Below are 18,191 nucleotides of genomic sequence, written 5' to 3' on the forward strand. Positions count from 1 at the left end.
ATTTTTTTACTCAATTCAACTGCTACTATGCATTGGAGCGCTGCCTTTTTGGAACATCATTTGATGATCTGCTTTTTTTATTTTATCTACAGTAGGAGCAAATGCATAATGTTGTTGTCTAATGGTGTCATTTTTTTTGTGCAAAAGGAAAGCTGTTTCTTGTTTTTCTTCGATATCATTTTCTTCGTTTTCTACTTGCGTGAAGTCTTCCAGAGTATAGACAATAGTAACTTCCTTATTTTTGCGAATGAGTTTTATTGTTACCGTATTTCCAGCTTTGAGTGAGGTAATATTCTTGTAAATAGCAAGCCGCTCTTCTGTTGTCTGTGCAGGAATACCATTGATAGAGAGAACTATATCACCGTTTTGCAGACCCATCAGTCCACCAAATGGCGATTTGCTTAAATTTCCTATTCGTAATCCAACACTTTTTCCTTGTTGATATGCAGTTGTTGCATTCAGAAGATCAATACATTCTGTTAAGTTTTTTATTTGTTCGGTAAATGATTTAGGATTGATGAGATAATTATTTGGAGTAATTTTTTGAATTACTGTATCCCATTCATGAGCAAGATTATAAGCTGGATCAATTTTTGCATCCTGTTCTCGCAAGTAGAGCACTTCCTGTTGGCCATTCAATCGCAAGAAAATAATTTTATTTTTAAAGATTCTAATCAGTTGTGCGTCTTGAATAAGATCACCAACTTTATAGGTTCCTTCTTGCATTGTTTTGTTGTCTTGCACCATAGCTCTATTTTTTGAATCATTAGAACTCACAACAATAATTCCCTTAAGTGTTATTTGCAAAGGATCAAGAAATTCCGGTTCAACAACAGCAGGGATAGTTATTTTTTGTTGCGCTGGAGGTGGAGGGAAAGGAATGGAAGCTTCAAGTTGTTTTATTTGAGGAAGGTCTTTAACATACGTTCCAAAAAGATCGTCTTCATATATTTTTTTGATATTGATAGCAACTCTTTGTTCTTTTCTTGGTGATAATTGTGCAGGTTCAATGTCTACTCGCTCAGGAATTTTGATGCTTGATACATAAATAAATGCAAAGGCAGCCAGGACTAAAGAAAGTAGTCCAAGATTTATGATCCAAAAAGGATGTTTCATCGGCGATTCCTTGCATTATTTTTTTTACTTTTTTCACAATAACGCTCTTGTCTTATTCTTGTCAAGTATACCAACAGATGTTATTTTTACGAAGAATAAGAATTTATAAGAACAAGATATTTCATTATGGTGTAGGAATAGTGCTTATTATTTTCTTAATAATAGTATCTGCAGATACGTTATCAGCCTCTGCCTCGTATGTTAAGTGTAATCGATGTCGTAATGCTGGAAGACATATTGCTTTAACATCATCAGGAGTTACGTAGTGACGTTTTGCTAAAAATGCGTGTGTTTTTGCTGCATGATACAGAGCAAGTGTTGCTCGTGGTGAAACACCATAACTAATATATGAAGTAAGATCATTCAGTTTATAATCAGCTGGTTTGCGTGTTGCAAAAACAATAGCAACGATATAGTTGATTATTTTTTCGTCTACATAAATTGATTGAGTAAGTTTTTGTGATTCTAGAATGTCGTTTTTTGTTAATACTTGCGAAATTGTGTTGGTGCTCAGTGAGCGATATAAAATTTCACGTTCTTCAAATATGGTAGGATAATCAACATGTATCTTGAACAAAAATCGATCTAATTGTGCTTCGGGTAAACGATACGTACCTTCTTGTTCAACGGGATTTTGTGTTGCAAAAACTAAAAATGGTGTATCAAGTTTGTAGGTATGAGAACCAATGGTAACTTGTTGTTCTTGCATGGCTTCGAGCAATGCAGCTTGCACTTTTGCAGGGGCACGATTGATTTCATCAGCTAGGACCAAATTTGCAAAAATAGGTCCTTTTTTTGTTTCAAAATCATGTGTTTTTGGATTGAAGATTAACGTACCGATTAAATCTGACGGTAACAAATCTGGGGTGAACTGAATTCTATTAAAAGAAAGTCCGAGTGCAGATGCAACGGCTTTAATCATTGTTGTTTTTGCAACACCAGGAACACCTTCGAGCAATATGTGTCCTTTGCACAAAATGGCATTAACTATTAGGTTAATAATATGATGTTGCCCAACAATGACCTTACTAATCTCTGTTGGTAGATCGTTGAAACGGTTACTTTCTAATTTTATTTGTTCAATGTCGGCTTGATTTGGCATTACACTGTTTATCATAGTAATATCTTTTTTAAAAAAATAATCATGGTAACTTATAGTATACGTTAACATTATCTTTAAATGAGTTCAATAAGGAGCGTTATGATTCTTTCAGGAAACGAAATTAGACGACGTTTAGGTAAAGAGCTTTTTATAGAGCCATTCAATCAATCACAACTTGGCCCAAATAGTTATAATTTACGCTTGCATAATGAACTAGTAGTGTACGATGAACCTTTTCTTGATATGAAGAAAGAGCATCAAATAGCAACAATTACTATTCCAGAAGAAGGATTGCTGCTTGAAGCGGGTAAGCTTTACTTAGGCAGAACTGTTGAATACACCAGAACTGATACATTAGTTCCTATGATTGAAGGTCGTTCTTCAATTGGGCGTCTTGGTTTATTTATTCATGTTACTGCTGGCTTTGGTGATGTTGGGTTTCGTGGGTATTGGACGCTTGAAATATTCTGTGTTCAACCAGTTCGCATTTACCCAGGTGTTGAAATATGTCAGATTTTTTATCACACCATTGAAGGTGATTACGCAAAATATTCTAGCAATAAATATCAAAATAATCGTGGTATTCAACCGAGTATGTTGTACAAGGATTTTCAAAAAGAATAGTTAAAAATGCGCTCATTCTGAACTTGTTGAAGAATAGCGCTCAAACCCTTCGACAAGCTCAGGGCGAGCGGGATTAATTACGCCTTATCTTTAAAATAAGAAATTTCGTGAGTAATCGGACCTTCTGTTAATCCTCTAATGAATTGGTACACATACGGATTGTCCGATTCCCATATCGTTTTTGCATCACCAAAGTATTGAATTTTGCCATCGTGTAGCAAAGCAACTTTGTCTGCATATTTGAATGTTTCAACATCATGAGAAATGATGACAGATGTTATTTTGAGTTGTTTTTGCATGTCAAACATAAGTTCATGAATAACGCGAGAAGTGATAGGATCGAGTCCTGTTGTCGGCTCATCGTACAAAATAATTTCTGGATTTGTCACTAGTGTTCGTGCCAACCCAACTCGTTTCCTCATACCACCTGATAATTCTGAAGGATATTTATACAAAGTGTTTTCTGAAAGTTGTACTAATGCAAGTTTTTCCTTAACAATGGGCATAACTTCATCATGATGTATTCCTCGTTCAATAAGCGTTATGCCAATATTTTCATAAACATTTAATGAATCAAGCAGTGCAGCAAATTGAAATACATAACCAAATTTACTCAAACAGGCATCGAGTTCTTTGCCTTTTAGTGTGGTGATATCGGTTCCATCAATAACGATGCTACCGGAAGTTGGTTTAATAAGTCCAATAACTTGTTTGAGTAGAACTGATTTACCTTCACCAGATCGACCAATAACAATGGTCATCAATCCCTCAGGAATGTCAAGATTGACCCCTCGAGTTACCCAATGGCCTTCAAATTCCTTGCATAGATCAACAATTTTAATTTTGGTTTTATTGGAGCTTTTTTTGTCCATTACAATTCTTTCTACAGGTGCTCAAGCATTTTTGTTAAGAAGTAGTTACTAACTAAAATTAAGATTGAACTTGCAACGACACTTTGTGTTGTTGCGGTACCAACACCACGAGCACCACCATGTGTGTAAATTCCCTTGTATGTTCCTACCCATGAAAGAATTAACCCAAATATGGCTGCTTTTTTCAGACCGCCATGAATATCTGTTAATTCAACATAGTTGCGAATGCTACTTTCGTAATCTTCTGGGCTCAATTCTAAAACATATACACATACAATGTAGCCACCAATGATACCAAAAAACATAGAAAAGAGTGTGAGAAAAGGAAGTATGATAGTGCTTGCAACAATGCGTGGTACAACAAGGTACTGAAAAACATTAATGCGCAACGTTGTCAAAGCGTCAACCTGTTCGGTGATGATCATGGTACCAATTTCAGCAGTAATAGCTGATCCTGCACGACCAGTTACCATGAGTGCTGTGAGTACTGGACCAAGTTCACGAATCAGACCAAGTGCAACAATTGCGCCGATAAATTGTTCTCCACCAACGCGTTGAAAGCCGATGTATGTTTGGAGAGCAAGAACCATCCCGGTGAACAATCCTGTTAGAACTACAATACTGAGTGATTCAACGCCGATACGGTTCATTTGAACGAATGTTTTAGAAACTTTGAGTTTTGTAGTAAAAAAGGTTTTTACAGCTTCTAAAAAAAAGAGAGTAAATTCACCTAAATAAGTGCATGTATTGATAACTGATGCACCCAAAAAGTTAACAAATTGAATGAACACTTATTACTACCTTTTTTTATGCATGTTTATTCAGTATCTTCGTCGGAAGAATCTACAGGAGCTGGTATTTGTGGTATTTGTTGTTGAATCACATTTTTGCTGTTGATGTATCTAAATTTTTTATGTTCTGTTGACTTCATAAGAGAAAGAATCATTGCGCCAACCATAAAAATCGATCCGAGAACCCAGGTAATTTTTTGGAAAAGATCTTGTCCGCCGCCGCCGCCAAAAATCATTTGCGCTCCGCCGCCAAGTCCACCTAAACCAAGACCGCCTTTTCCTTTTTGCATAAGGATAATGAGTACGAGCAAGAAGCAATTAATTAAATAAAGGGTGAGTAAAAATCCGTATAACATGTATTTTCCTTCTTATTGTAGTATCTACTATTGTAAGTATAGCATGATTAATTTTTTTATAAAATTGGTGTTTTTATGATAGGTATTTCTTCTTATTTTTACTACACTGGATCGCATAGAAAGGGCTTGTCATGAAAAAATTGGCTTTGTTGTTTATGTTAAACATATCGATTGTTAGTTGCTATGCAATGGAAGTAGAATATCAGGTTGCGGTCGGCAATAAAACATTTGGTAAGAATGATTTTAAAAATCTTTCAGGTGAGCAAAAAGATGACTTAATCGCTATGAGTAAACCACCATGTATTCTGGGATTATGTGGAGTTAATAATAAGGTGCTTACTCCTGAAAATGTTGAAAAACTAAGAAATATGCCCGTTCATATCAAAAAAGATATGGCTACTGCTCGATGTTCTACGTGCGACAGAGTATATAATGATCAGCGAGTATCGTATTGTACTAATGGTACGATGTGCTGTGGAGCGATTGGCATTTGTGGGACTGGTTGGGTATGGACGTTTATTAAATGTAATATGTCCACTCGTGCGCTTGCAGCGTTATCTGGAGGATGCTTGGGAGTTTCCGCGATCCCATGTATGGTATGTGGAATTTATACTGGTGCAGAGCTTTGTTGTTGCAGAGACATACGTGAAGTCAAATTATAGAAAAATTATGTGGTAATAATTTTTTTGAATTTCTCACAATCTGTACTTGCGCTACCAACTAAAAAGCCATCAACATCAGATATGTTTTTCAGTTGATGGATATTTTTTTCATCGACACTACCACCATAAAGCAACTGTTTTTTTATGTGTGGCAGGTATGAATCAACGTATTTCTGTAGCCATGCAAAAATTTCTTCTAAATATTTGTCTTCAGGAATAATTCCAGTACCAATTGCCCAAAACGGTTCATATGCGATGATTACACGGTCGTATTTTTGGTATGCGATTGTTTTTAAGATAAGTTCAAGCTGTTGTGTTAATGCATCAAATGTTTTTTTGTGCAAAAAATCTTCTTTTGTTTCGCCAATGCAAATGATTGGGGTTATATTATTTTTGTATAACAAATCTATTTTTTTTACGATTGTTTCAGTTGTTTCTCCGTAATATATGCGTCGCTCGCTGTGTCCGATAAAACAATAGGTAGCGCCAACTTCTGCTAATGATTGTGCAGAGACTTCGCCAGTATAAGATCCGTTTTCATATTCAGAACAATTTTGTGCACCAACAGCAATTGCACTGCTTTTAAAAATTTCAGCGATTGGTGCAAGGGCAATAAAAGAAGGGCATAGTATTATGTGATTATTTGCAGCTAATTGTTCTAACTGTTCTTTATTGTTTTTACAAAAACTGACGCTTTCATTAAAACTGAGATTCATTTTCCAGTTGGCGACGTATGTGTATTTCATAAAGACCTTTATTCGGCTATTCCGTCGCGCTCATCCTGAACTTGTTGAAGGATCGGCGCGAATTAATATTGTCTTGTTAAAGAATATTTATAGTAATTTATAGAATAAATCAGTATTTTTTTAACTTTTTGTTATGTGCGCTTAATTCTTCAACCCTCCTTCGCATAAAGCTTCGGAGGACACGGCAAGTTCAGAATGAGCGCGATAATTACTTCAGGAAAGTTAAAAAGATACAACCGTTCTACGTTGCTGGTACTTGGCACGATAAATATGGCAAAGTATTTTCCACAAAGTTTTGTACGTCTTCCTGATAATCTGAATGCGCACAATGAGCAAATTGTAAATGTAATCGTCCGCTATCAGCAAGTGTTTTAAGGCCTAACTTATCTTCTTGATACCAGCAAGAATCAAAAATATTTTCTAATGTGTCAATGGATCCTATTGGATAAAAACCAAAATGGCTTGACACAGCAGGATCAACAACTTCTTCTTTGGTTGATTGCACAAGCACCATATGTGCAAGGCTGCAAATATTGTTTTTAAATAGTGCAGCATCAGGGTGTTCTATTTCATTGTTTATGTAGGGTAAAAATCTACATTGTTGTAGATAATCTTGATAGTGCAAAGGATCTTTCCAATAGCCTGCAAAGCTTATTGCTCGCTGTATCAGATAACAGTACATAAGTTTATAAGAATATTGTTGCATTTTTCGCAGCCATTCAAATCGTTGATCCATTGTGCCAGGCGATCCAAATATGCCATTTTCAGGGGTACCCCATGAAATATATACATACACTTTTGGATTGTTATATTTTTCAATAAAACAACGAGCAACCAGACCACCTTGCGAATGTGCAATGATAATGCATCCGTCTTGTAACCGTTCATCCGACTCCATTTTTTCTTTGAGCCAATTAACTTGATCGTGCATATTAAAAAATGAAGTTATTTTTCCTTTTCCGAGGGTAATTTTTTTTACGTATACATCAGGAAGGTATTTTTTGATAAGTCTTTTGGTAGGAGCCATAGCGTGTTTATCAGAGAGTATTCCATGTACAAGTACGATGGGTAGATTTTTGGCATGTATGCACGCAAAAGAGAATGTAGCTAAAATCATTAAAGAGAGATAATAAAAAGAATATTTATGTGGCATCGGTTTCCTTGGTAAGAAGAAAACAATTTTTCTGATGCTAACATAAATTTTTTTGTAAGAGCTAGTATAAAAAAAGCGCTTCTGTTATGAAGCGCTTTTTTTATATTGATTAATTATCTACGATATGCCTTCAAGATGGTTTCTTTTCTATCCATAAGATCACGTTTATTTTTTTGACGTTCTTCTTCGCGTTTATGATCGCCATGGCTTGCTAACATTCCTCCTCCAACTGCTCCAACTGTTAAGATGCCTCCCATTGCCACTGTATTAGTGTGTTTATCGTGTGCTCCGATGGCGAGCATAATTACACCAACAGCTCCTGCAAGATAGGCCAATTCTATTCTATGATAGGGATCGCGGCCTGCTTCATTTATAGCGGCAATCTGAGTATCGAGATCATCGAGCATATTTTTGTCTTCCTTGCTTATTGTAGGCTGATGATTGTGGTGGCGATGATGATCACCTGCTTGATAACCTCCAGTTGCAGGATAGCCGATTTCTGCAGAAATATAATTGACACTCACTAATAATGCAAACAAAGCAATATTTTTTTTGTACATACAAACCCTTTATATTTTGATGTGTAAAAATGTTTTTGTAATCTGTACTAATATTATAGGAAAAAAGTATTTTTTCTATTGTGGTGAATAAAAAAGCAAAAAATTAGGATATTGATGTGGAAAGCAGACTAGAAAAATATAAAAATATTATTGTTCCCATTATTTTGCGGTATGTACCGAATGCAAAAATTATATTGTATGGTTCTCGTGCCCGTGGTGATGCTAAAGAAGGTTCTGACATAGATGTTGCATTGGACACGGGAAGTAAAATAGATAATTTATTGATGAGCAAAATCGAGGGAGACTTAGAAGATTCAGATTATCTGAGTCTGAAGGTGATGAATGTATGGATATTGTAGAGGCAAGAAATAAAATATCTCATACTTACCATGAAGCTATGGCAGATAAAATTGTGCATAAAATACCAGAATATTATGAATTAATGCAAAAAATAGCAGAACGTATGCAAAAAAGATGGGGTGAATAAATTATTCCTGCCAGCTCTTTTTTCTTTTTAATCGATGATAACTAACCGCAAAATGGTGCGCATAATCGCGCAATGCGATCAGTAATCTGCCAACATTTGTTTGCAAATCAAGACGAATACCTTGTGGAAATTGTGGTCCGTATAACGTTTCTTCGCGCTTTGCTAAGCTTACCATTGGTGCATGTGGTAAAATGTGTTGCGCAGCACTTAGTTGTCCTTTGCCACCATCAATAACAATAAGATCAGGAATGTCAGTTTTATTTTTGTAGCGCCGCTCTATAATTTCTTGTAGTGCGGCGTAATCATTTTGTTCTGTTAATGTTTTAATTTTGAAATGTCGAAAAGCATGTTTTTCTGGTTTGCCATCTGTAAATCGTACGCATGAGCCAACTAAGTAGCTACTTTGAAAATGCGAAATATCAAAACAATCAATGGTTCGCACTGGTGTTGGAAAACCTAAAAATTTCTGTAAATCCGTATTAATTGTTGCATCATTATCCGATGTATATGGTGTTTGTGTACTTACGACAAAAATATCAGTCGCAAATTTATCCGCGCTGAAGTGTGTGTTGAGTGTTGCAAAAATGGTATCGACGTTGTGTAGATATTCGTTCAGACGCTTCGCTTTTTCAAATGCAAATTCAACACTATATTTTTTCATCTGATCTTTAATCTGTTGTATAAAACCATCCTGGTTATTTTTAAGTGCTTCTTTTGCGAGAGAAATACGGAAAATATAATCAGTCAGATCAAAATCTGGCTTACAGCTACCTGCGCAGTTGCCAATGTGATAGTCTAAACATCCAAGCTCTATTTTTTTGTTGCAGAGATTTAATCGGAACGTTTGCATTAAAAAATGGTACGTTTTGCGCGCGGGAGTTTTTTCTAAAAAGGGGCCAAAATAGGTTCCTTTTTTCTTTTTGTTGCGGACCAGCTCAATAGTTGGAACCTCGTGCGGTGTAAAAAGAATGTATAAAAAAGGTTGGCCTTCTTTGAGTAGCACATTGAATTTTGGCTTATGTTTTTGTACCAATTCAGCTTCTAGAAGCAAGCTTTCTGTTTCAGTGGGTGTCAAAATGTAGTCTACGTCAGCATATTCGTTAATAAGTTGGTTGATCTTCCAATCGGTGCTGTATTTTTTGAAATAGGAATTAACCCGCAGATGCAAGTTTTTGGCTTTGCCAATATAGATAAATGCACCTTGAGCGTCTTTAAAAAAATAGACGCCGGTGAGCTTTGGGATTGATTTTTCAAGTTTTTTTGTGGTTATTTTCATATTTATAGTGTAGCACGGATAGGGTATAATTACTAATGGTAATTTGATGTGCTGTTTTTAGTTTTTACCTTCGGTTTAAAAATAACTATACTAACTAATATTTATTTTTACATTTTTTGAATCTTGAGGTATTACATGAATCTTTTTAGACATGCTCCTAAAGTTATTGCGTTATTAATTGCATTGTGGGTTGGTTGGCAGGCATATGCTTATTTTTTAGATACAACAATTGCGTGCGTTGCGGTTAATGGCATTAATGAAAATTGTTACTATTCAGGTGATGTGCGCTGTTGTGTGCAAGCCGATAAAACCGGAGATATTTCATTGTGGCTTGATGGTCAAGGTTTGACCAATAATGTAAGAATTAAAGCGCATCAGGAAGGTCAATCATTTGCTATACCGACTAAAACATTAAGCAATGGTAAGCATGTATTAAAAGCAGAATTTGCTGATAGTACTTTTAATCGTAATAAGGTTGCTTTGAGTTGTGATTTTTATGTTGACAATTTACCGTTGCAAGCAGTGTTTGTAAAAACTGGAGCGCCACACAAAGTGTTTCAGGGAAGAACATTACACGTTCAATTTCAGGTAAATAAAGAAATAAAACATGCATATATTAATACCCTGTCACGCGTATTTGAATGTTTCCCTGAGGCTAAAAATTCAAAAATATATGAATGTTTTATTCCTATCGAATGCGAAGAGCAACCAAGTGAATATCTTTTTTCCGTGGATATAGAAGATAAGGTAGGTAACGCATTGCATCTTGATAATAAGTTTCAGGTTGTTGTGTATCCATTTAAAAAAGAAGTAATTACGGTAACATCTGACAAAGTGCAAGAAGAAAAAGCGTTGGGGCGTGATGGTAAAGGCTTAGAAGATGAAATTGCACAATTATCAACACAGTCGCCACGCGAAAAATTATGGCGCGGAACATTTTGCGCACCGATAGAAATTCAGCGTACTACCTGTGAGTATGGAACCATTCGTACAACACAGCATAAGGGACGTTATGCACACAAAGCCGTTGATGTGATCAATATGCCTCGTAGTGTTGTGTGGGCGCCGCAAGATGGCATTGTGGTGCTGAAAGATAGATTTGCACCAAGTGGTAACACGGTAATTATTGATCATGGTCTTGGTATTGTGTCACTCTTTTATCACTTAGAAGATTTTGCTGATATTGAAGTTGGACAAAAAATTATGCAAGGCAATCCGCTCGGTACTATTGGAAAAACAGGATTTGCGACTGGGTATCATTTGCATTGGGAAATGCGAATCAATAATACTCCTGTTGATCCTATGCAGTGGATTAAAATGTAGAATAGTTTTTTTTCATCCTTTAGCGTTCGTTTCCTTCGACAAGCTCAGGACGAACGGGTAGGAAGTTTAGAATAAGCAAGAAAGAAGATTCGCGAACTAATTTTTTCCGTTCGCCCCGAGCTTGTCGAAGGGTTACTCGAACGGAACAAAAAAAGGAGTTGTAATGTATTTTATTCCACGCAATAACGCAGTGTACAATTATATTGCACATACAAGTTCTCAGCGTCGCTATATAGCGACGTTTTTTATTGTGGCGAGCTTAGCGGGTATTTGTTTTTATGGTATATATACGCCACTAAGTGCACATATTATTTTGTATAAGGCAGAAAGTGCGCGTTTGCAAAAGCAGTATGCAGAAATTGGCCAGGCGGATAAAAGCGGTCAAGAATTGTTATTGTTAGTCGAAACTGGCAAAAAGAACATTGCGGAACATGCAATGTCTGCTGATAAACGTGAGGAACAATGCCATAAATCTATGCAATTTATATTGGATACCATTACAAAATCAGGACTTACGCTTACTACATACGGATCGTGTAAAGATAAAGATAAGGCATGGTATACCAAAGATTCAGCACATTGTGCGATGACAGGATCTCTTGAAAAAATTATATCTTTTTTAAAAACAATCAAAGAATCACAACAAATGATTACTCTTTCTCGGGTTGCTCTAACGCGTGTAAAAGATGATTTGTTTCAGATGAGTTGCGATGTTGGATTGATTACTATAAAGAAATAATCTTCGCGCTACGATCCTTCAACAAGTTCAGGATGAGCGCGGGGATAATTCATTTAATTAGGAAAGTTACATCTCTTGTTTTTAGATAAGGTTGAATTTTTCGGAAAAGCTTAAAAAAATCCCCCGCGCTCACCCTGAACCTGTTGAAGGGTCAAGCGTGCAGTGGAAAAATAAAAATCCCTTCAACTTTGAATAAGCTGAAGGGTTAGGGGGGTGAACAATACATTAAAGCATTGTTCAGTTAGGGACGTTTTTTATGTTTCTTTTAAATATTTGCCTAATGCTAACAGTCGTCTAGTGCTTTGTCAAGTTGATGGTTAAGATGAGGCAAGACAAAATATAGCAACCTGGTATATACTGGAAAAGTACATGGAATTGGTCGGCTGAAAGGGAAAAGATGCAAATCGTACGAGATAAAATTACTCTTGATGAATTGAAAAAAATGTCAGATCGTAGAGGTTTATAAGCTAAAAATAAACATAAGGATCTTACATAATGCAAAAAATAACAAAAAATAATTTCTTAATCATTTTTCTGCCAATTCTTACAACATGTTATAGTACCTATTGAGAAATTAGAGCGAGACGTAAATAGAGACGGTCATAGAGAAAAAAGGTTTTTAATAATTTATGATGGTTTAATAGATTAAAACCCCCATGCCTTAAAAAGCGTGGGGTTTTTTGTGTTTATCGATTAAAAACACTGTGCTTGACAATTGATCTAATGTTTATTATTCATGTCCCGCGATGAATTTCTTAATTTTTGGAAAATTATCAGGATTGTTTCGTAAATTTTCTGATTGTGCAGTTTCTATAATTGCACCTTCACTCATCAAATAAATAGTGCAATTAAGTTTTTCAAGTAACCCAGTATCATGCGTTGCAACAAGAACAATGTAGCCATCAGTTGCTAATTGTTGAATATTGTTTGCAACGTATGAAGTCAGTACAGGATCAAGCGCTGATGTTGGTTCATCCAAGCAAATTATTTTTGGCTCCATCGCAATTGCGCGTGCAATTGCAAGGCGTTGTTTTTGTCCGCCAGAAAGTTGCGATGCGTATTTATTGTTTTTATCCAATAAGCCATAGCGCTGTAATAAATGACGGGCTATTTTTGTTGCATCAGCAGAGCTTTTTTTTAGTACTTTTTCCAGTGGCAGTGTGATGTTTTGTTCCACCGTAAGATGATCAAAAAGATTAAAGTGTTGAAACACCATGCCAACCGTATGTGTTGTGTTAATGGTAGCAAGGTTTAATGTTTTATCATCTAAAGAAATTGTTCCGCTGTTAACAGTTTCTAGGTTGTTTAAGATACGCAGCAGTGTTGATTTACCCACGCCGGATGAGCCCAAGAACAGAGCAATTTCACCTTTTTTTACCGTGAGATTAATGTTGTTAAGAATTTTTTTTGTGTTAAAAGATTTATTGAGTTGATTAATCTTGAGCATGAATGTTCATCCTTTTTTCTAGGCGTGCAACAAGGAACGAGACTGTTGAGGTGAGAATAAGATACAGAATTGCAACGGCAAAATAGACGGTAATTGCATCAAATGTTTTGCTCTTTACAAAATTAGCTTGCTTGGTTAGTTCTGATACACCAATGAGTGATGCAAGTGCAGAATCTTTTATTAAGGTAACAAATTCATTACCAAGAGCCGGCAACGTTGTGCGTAATGCTTGTGGTAATACAATGTATCTAATTGTATCGGCTGTCGAAAAGCCAAGTACTTTTGCTGCTTCAACTTGACCAATACCAACCGATGATATTCCTGATCGTATTACTTGGCTGATATATGCAGCACTGTTCAATCCTATTGCAATAATTGCTGTCCAAAAAGCAGGAATATGAATGCCAATTTGTGGCAATAAAAAGTAAGCGCACAAAATTTGAATAAGCATCGGAGTACCGCGAATAATTACCACATACACATTCACGAATAAACGTAACAATGTATTGTGGCTTGTTTGCATTAGTGCAAGTATGGTACCGAGTACAAGCCCAATGCAGCAGCCAGCAGCAGCAATTTGCAAGGTAACAACAAGCCCTTGTAGCAATACTGGCGCGTATTCAATAATAAGATTAAAATCTATAATCATAAAAGATTCCATTTAGTTTTGATTGCCGCAAGTGTACCATCTTTTTCCACATCATTAAGAGTAACTTGAATATCTCTGCGTAGATCTGGATAATGTTTGGATATTGCAAAAGCACTCGTTTCTTGCGTATTTGGAATTGGTATTACATTAAAATCATCAATGCTATATTTTTCAAAATAAGGCTTTATTGAGTGGGATGCGGTAACAAAAGCATCAGCTCTGCTACTCTGCAATGCTAGCATTCCATCACTCACCAATGGAGAAGAAAGACGAAGCAACTCTACCCCAGGTTGCTCAGACATGAATGAATCGGATAAGTATCCTTCGTTAACAACAACTGTTTTGCCTGCAAGGTCTTCAAGTTTGGTTAGTGCTTGTCCTTCCGAATCTAGGGAAGTCTTTTTAGAGCTGATAATTACAAGGGGATTACCAGTTAAGTGAGGATGAGTAAATAACGCCCGTTGAGCACGTTCTTCTGTTGGCGTTATTCCTGCTGCAATCACGTGGATATTACCGATCTGAATTTCGGGGATTAAGGCATCAAATGGCATATCTTTTAAGGTGATTTGTTTGCCAAGCCGCTTAAACACTTCTTGTATAACATCAATATCAAAGCCGACAATTTGATCATTATGTTTAAAGCTAAATGGCTGAAATTCAGCATTGGTACCAACAATAATAGTGTCGAGAGTTGGTTCAGGGGTAATTGTTTTTTCCGCTCTATACCAGATTACAGCTGAAATTGCTGCAATGAGTGCTATGACAATATATAATGATGTTTTTTTCATAGAAGTCTTTCTCAATTAAATACGCTTGATTGCTATTTTGAATAGTAATTCTTTTTTTGAATGAGGTCAAAAAAGCTTATGAAATAATATTCTCTATATAGTTAGAATAGAAGCTTTTCGTGTTGCTTCCGATGAATGAATTATGTACACTACTCCAAAATAATTTTACAACACAAAAAACAACTGGAAAAGTCGCAATGACGCACAAAAGAATAGCTATTTTGTTTTGTCTCTTTATCTCTTGTATTTCTTTTTCAAAACTCAAAGGAATGTTCAATCTACCTGAGCCAGTCATCGTCAACACTCTAACTTCGACCATAAAAAATGATCCTTTTTTCTGGCTTATGATGTCTTACCCCAATTGTATTAAAATATTGGAAGGTGGCTATATTGAAATTAAAGGACCTCTCTTAGAGCAAATAACGTTAAACCCTGAATTGTTTCCTAAGATATCTTCTGAGATAGCTCAGTCAGCTGCAAATGACATGAGCGGGGCCAATAGTAATGCTGTTACGCTACCATCAGAATCAATTATATCTCAACCTACTAATCAACCCAATTCATCGCCCTCAACCGAACAGAGCTCAGGTTTCTATGGAGCAGTGCAAGGTCCTACGGGAACTTATGATTATGGTAATGTACCTCAATCCTCTGCTAGACAATACATGCATGGCACATCATGTTCTCCACATATACCTAATCTTTATTTTTATGATGCTCAGCAATTAGCGCGATATTTCTGGGAGCATGGCTATTCTGAAAAAAACATACTCAACTTGCGACGTCTTTATCTTTCCAATGAATTTGTAAAGTTTGCAAAAACTATTCCTGGATATGAAGAGGCAATAGAACGCATATACAAGGACATCACAAGACATACTTGTGGACAAAGACTTGAGGCATGGTTTAGAGGTCAGCATGCGTGGAAATTGGAAAATCGCATAAGAAAATTATATAACGAAATTCAGATTGAGAAAAAAGTAAGAGAATTTGATCTACAGAAACAAAGAAACCTTCAAATTCAGAAAGAACGCGAACTTCAACTCCAGAAACAAAGAGAGCTTGAGATTCAAAAACAAAAAGATCTTGAATTAGAAAGAGAATTTGAGGAACTTCATCTTGAAGCACAAGAAGAACTTGCATCTTCTTCGGTATCTTCACAGTCCTCTGATAAAAAATCAAAACCTGTTGTTCAGAGTACTCGTATTGATGAACAAATACCTGGAAGGAAACCTCCCAGGAATATTACGTTACCAAAAGATTCTTTAAATATTTATGATACGTCTCTTCTTGCCCAACTCGAAGATGATTGGTTATCACGAAAAGATACTGCTTATAATTCGGCAAGATTAGAGGAACGTCTTGATGCTCTTAATAAAGTTCAAATGAGGCAAGGTTTAGAACTTGACGAGCAGTTACTCAAAGAACTCACTGAATCGCGTTCTGTTATGCAAGAATTGGATCGTAATTTTGGTCATGATCATCACGTTCAAATATTATCACCATTTGTACATCTTCGTGCGGATCAAGCTGCGAGAGAATCCAATCCAATTGTTGCTTTTGAACTATCTGATTTTTGTGATACGGCAACAAAGGTTCTTCTTCATAGTATGCATGTACTTTACGATGCTAGTTATGCGGTTGATGAAGGAATAATGAGTGGCATAAAGCACGCTCTAAGTATTGAGCATTGGAAAGATATGGCAATCGGTAGTGTGCAGATGGGATTGTCATGCGCTAAGGTTATGGTACTTGATGATCTAGAAAAATATTGCGCAGCTATTGCAGATCTGATACCAGGATCAGATGTAATGAGACAATTGGAAGAGCGGGATCGATTGCATACACAAGCTCAAGTAAAGGCAGCTTTTGAATTAATGTGCAAAACTCATGACAAGTTAGACGCTATGACTTGGCAACAAATCATCGAAAATGGTACCGAAATAGGAACTACGATGATTTTGGATACATTAGCATTTCATGCTATTGGTGAGTTTGCGAGTATAGCAAGTAATGCATTCATCAAAGAGTTGGCCAACGTGACTGAAAACGGTCAACTTTTTACGAAAGAATATGCTATTGAAGTTGCTGGTGTTGGCAAAATGGCTATTCAAGAGGGCGCTGATGCCACCGCTACCATGTTTGAAAGCATGAATGAGGTGGGTGATCTTACAAAAAATATTTCAAAATCTGAGACTATTCCAAGTAACGCTCCTAAGACAGCTACAGTTTCGAAACAGTCTACTATTGCAAAACAGTCTGAAGTTTCTAAAATTGGCGAGATGAGTGCTGAAGAAGTGATGCCTTTAACCAATATTTGTGAAAAGGGTGCAGCCACACTTGAAAAAATTCGAAAAATGAAAGAACATGGATTTATTTTAAAATCAGGGGGAGATAATATTTGGGAATCTCCCACCAGTTTGTTTTATAAACCTGATAAGGAGTATGGTAATCGCATTAACCATGTATTAAGTCATTCAACAGCTAATTTGGCAAAAAAGAAGCATACAGTTTTTAATGTTCCTGAACATGAAATTTTGGCATTAATTGATGAGGCTTGGCTTATGAAAGGAGATCCGATCAAATCCGATTTAGGTGCGCATATAGTTGATATGAAAAGAATTATCGGTCTAGATGGGGAATCGGGAGTAAAATAATAATAATACCAGGAACATCTGACATACTAACAGCTTATCCAATAAAATTATAAATAATGAAAGGAAAAAGAATATGATATGTCCACGATGTGATGAACAAGGATTAATTTACAGAGCAAGGGTCGTTAATTTGGAAATTGAATTATATATATGCGATGAATGCGATGCTTGTTGGACAAATAGAAATGTAATCAGTATTGAAAATTTTAAAGATCTGTCAACATTTCTTAAAGAGCACGGCTTAACGTATGAGAATTCTGAAATAGAAAATTTAGGATATATATAGATTCTAATCATTGTACAAGTAAGCGAAGAAATCATGGAAACAAATTCATAGCAAATTGAAAGCTATGTCTTGGCAACAAATCATCGAAAATGGTACCGAAATAGGAACTACGATGATTTTGGATACATTGATATTTCATGCTGTTGGTGAGTTTGCGAGTATAACAAATAATGCATTCATAAAAGAGTTGGCCAACATGACTGAAAACGGTCAACTTTTTACGAAAGAATATGTTATTGAAGTTGCTGGTGTTGGCAAAATGGCTATTCAAGAGGGCGCTGAGGCTACCGCAGCGACTTTGGCTAATTCAGAAACCAAATCTATTGCTTCGACTGCACAAAAATCTGGAGGAAGAATAATGCAAGAACGAGGCAAAGCCTTTGAAGAATTTCTTCATAAACAATTAGGGGGAAGTGGTAATTAAAGACAGGTAAACCACTAGTTTTACTAGTGTGACTATCAAGGCTTGGCCCTCGGATTCCATAAAAAAAATTGTCGTATATATTTTTCTATTAGCTTGACGGCGAAATAGGAAAATATATGACGACAATATTTGA

General features: G+C 36.1%; 20 protein-coding genes. 8 read left to right on the top strand and 12 right to left on the bottom strand.

Features of this window, described 5'->3' with window-relative positions; genetic code table 11:
* Positions 1-15: 15 nt before the first annotated feature.
* Complete coding sequence (locus tag VJJ26_00750; protein HLC06690.1) at positions 16-1,116, bottom strand: hypothetical protein; 1,101 nt, start codon at positions 1,114-1,116, stop codon at positions 16-18.
* Positions 1,117-1,240: 124 nt separating this feature from the next.
* Entirely contained in the window at positions 1,241-2,233 is a 993-nt protein-coding gene (locus tag VJJ26_00755) for a MoxR family ATPase (GenBank protein HLC06691.1), read from the bottom strand.
* Positions 2,234-2,317: 84 nt separating this feature from the next.
* Between VJJ26_00755 and dcd the strand changes: the two genes are divergently transcribed.
* Positions 2,318-2,842 (top strand): dCTP deaminase, encoded by a 525-nt coding sequence (gene dcd / locus VJJ26_00760; GenBank protein HLC06692.1) that lies wholly within the window; start codon positions 2,318-2,320, stop codon positions 2,840-2,842.
* Between the two features lie 77 nt (positions 2,843-2,919).
* Here dcd and VJJ26_00765 read toward each other — a convergent pair whose 3' ends face one another.
* Genes VJJ26_00765 through secG form a run of 3 tightly spaced genes read right to left on the bottom strand, consistent with a single transcriptional unit; the run spans position 2,920 to position 4,861 of the window.
* Positions 2,920-3,714 carry an ATP-binding cassette domain-containing protein gene (locus VJJ26_00765; GenBank protein ID HLC06693.1) on the bottom strand — a complete coding sequence of 265 codons (795 nt, stop codon included), beginning with the start codon at positions 3,712-3,714 and terminating at the stop codon, positions 2,920-2,922.
* A gap of 11 nt (positions 3,715-3,725) precedes the next feature.
* On the bottom strand, positions 3,726-4,505 hold the full coding sequence (locus tag VJJ26_00770; GenBank protein ID HLC06694.1) for an ABC transporter permease: 780 nt from the start codon (positions 4,503-4,505) through the stop codon (positions 3,726-3,728).
* A gap of 26 nt (positions 4,506-4,531) precedes the next feature.
* Complete coding sequence (gene secG, locus VJJ26_00775; protein HLC06695.1) at positions 4,532-4,861, bottom strand: preprotein translocase subunit SecG; 330 nt, start codon at positions 4,859-4,861, stop codon at positions 4,532-4,534.
* A 131-nt stretch (positions 4,862-4,992) separates the two neighbouring features.
* On the opposite strand from secG, the gene VJJ26_00780 reads away from it, so the two are divergent.
* Entirely contained in the window at positions 4,993-5,523 is a 531-nt protein-coding gene (locus tag VJJ26_00780) for a hypothetical protein (protein HLC06696.1), read from the top strand.
* Positions 5,524-5,528: 5 nt separating this feature from the next.
* Here the strand turns inward: VJJ26_00780 and tpiA are convergent, their stop codons facing one another.
* From tpiA to VJJ26_00795, 3 genes are all read right to left on the bottom strand, one after another.
* Positions 5,529-6,269: a triose-phosphate isomerase gene (gene tpiA, locus VJJ26_00785; GenBank protein ID HLC06697.1), complete on the bottom strand. Its 741-nt coding sequence runs from the start codon at positions 6,267-6,269 to the stop codon at positions 5,529-5,531.
* A gap of 241 nt (positions 6,270-6,510) precedes the next feature.
* Positions 6,511-7,422, bottom strand: a complete 912-nt coding sequence (locus tag VJJ26_00790) for a hypothetical protein (protein HLC06698.1) — start codon at positions 7,420-7,422, stop codon at positions 6,511-6,513.
* Between the two features lie 113 nt (positions 7,423-7,535).
* The gene (locus VJJ26_00795) at positions 7,536-7,982 is read right to left on the bottom strand and encodes a hypothetical protein (protein HLC06699.1); all 447 of its coding nucleotides are present in this window, start codon (positions 7,980-7,982) and stop codon (positions 7,536-7,538) included.
* 116 nt (positions 7,983-8,098) lie between these two features.
* Here VJJ26_00795 and VJJ26_00800 point away from each other — a divergent pair, with 116 nt between their 5' ends.
* Positions 8,099-8,341 carry a nucleotidyltransferase domain-containing protein gene (locus tag VJJ26_00800; GenBank protein ID HLC06700.1) on the top strand — a complete coding sequence of 81 codons (243 nt, stop codon included), beginning with the start codon at positions 8,099-8,101 and terminating at the stop codon, positions 8,339-8,341.
* On the top strand, positions 8,329-8,469 hold the full coding sequence (locus tag VJJ26_00805) for a nucleotidyltransferase substrate binding protein (protein ID HLC06701.1): 141 nt from the start codon (positions 8,329-8,331) through the stop codon (positions 8,467-8,469). The genes VJJ26_00800 and VJJ26_00805 overlap by 13 nt, the downstream gene beginning before the upstream one ends.
* A gap of 1 nt (position 8,470) precedes the next feature.
* On the opposite strand, the gene VJJ26_00810 is transcribed toward VJJ26_00805, so the two are convergent.
* Positions 8,471-9,745, bottom strand: coding sequence for a GIY-YIG nuclease family protein (locus tag VJJ26_00810; protein HLC06702.1), 1,275 nt, complete (start codon positions 9,743-9,745; stop codon positions 8,471-8,473).
* Between the two features lie 135 nt (positions 9,746-9,880).
* On the opposite strand from VJJ26_00810, the gene VJJ26_00815 reads away from it, so the two are divergent.
* Positions 9,881-11,068, top strand: a complete 1,188-nt coding sequence (locus VJJ26_00815) for a peptidoglycan DD-metalloendopeptidase family protein (GenBank protein HLC06703.1) — start codon at positions 9,881-9,883, stop codon at positions 11,066-11,068.
* Between the two features lie 163 nt (positions 11,069-11,231).
* Positions 11,232-11,807, top strand: coding sequence for a hypothetical protein (locus VJJ26_00820; GenBank protein ID HLC06704.1), 576 nt, complete (start codon positions 11,232-11,234; stop codon positions 11,805-11,807).
* 730 nt (positions 11,808-12,537) lie between these two features.
* Here the strand turns inward: VJJ26_00820 and VJJ26_00825 are convergent.
* Genes VJJ26_00825 through VJJ26_00835 form a run of 3 tightly spaced genes read right to left on the bottom strand, consistent with a single transcriptional unit; the run spans position 12,538 to position 14,691 of the window.
* On the bottom strand, positions 12,538-13,254 hold the full coding sequence (locus VJJ26_00825) for an amino acid ABC transporter ATP-binding protein (GenBank protein HLC06705.1): 717 nt from the start codon (positions 13,252-13,254) through the stop codon (positions 12,538-12,540).
* Complete coding sequence (locus VJJ26_00830; GenBank protein HLC06706.1) at positions 13,241-13,903, bottom strand: amino acid ABC transporter permease; 663 nt, start codon at positions 13,901-13,903, stop codon at positions 13,241-13,243. Before VJJ26_00830 ends, VJJ26_00825 begins: the two co-directional genes overlap by 14 nt.
* Positions 13,900-14,691: a transporter substrate-binding domain-containing protein gene (locus VJJ26_00835; protein HLC06707.1), complete on the bottom strand. Its 792-nt coding sequence runs from the start codon at positions 14,689-14,691 to the stop codon at positions 13,900-13,902. Before VJJ26_00835 ends, VJJ26_00830 begins: the two co-directional genes overlap by 4 nt.
* Before the next feature lie 131 nt (positions 14,692-14,822).
* On the opposite strand from VJJ26_00835, the gene VJJ26_00840 reads away from it, so the two are divergent.
* Together VJJ26_00840 and VJJ26_00845 are read left to right on the top strand one after the other, a co-directional pair.
* Positions 14,823-17,348 carry a hypothetical protein gene (locus tag VJJ26_00840; protein HLC06708.1) on the top strand — a complete coding sequence of 842 codons (2,526 nt, stop codon included), beginning with the start codon at positions 14,823-14,825 and terminating at the stop codon, positions 17,346-17,348.
* Positions 17,349-17,698: 350 nt separating this feature from the next.
* Complete coding sequence (locus tag VJJ26_00845) at positions 17,699-18,058, top strand: hypothetical protein (GenBank protein ID HLC06709.1); 360 nt, start codon at positions 17,699-17,701, stop codon at positions 18,056-18,058.
* Positions 18,059-18,191 lie beyond the last annotated feature (133 nt).

The sequence above is a fragment of the Candidatus Babeliales bacterium genome, assembly GCA_035288105.1.
GTDB lineage: Bacteria > Babelota > Babeliae > Babelales > Vermiphilaceae > SOIL31.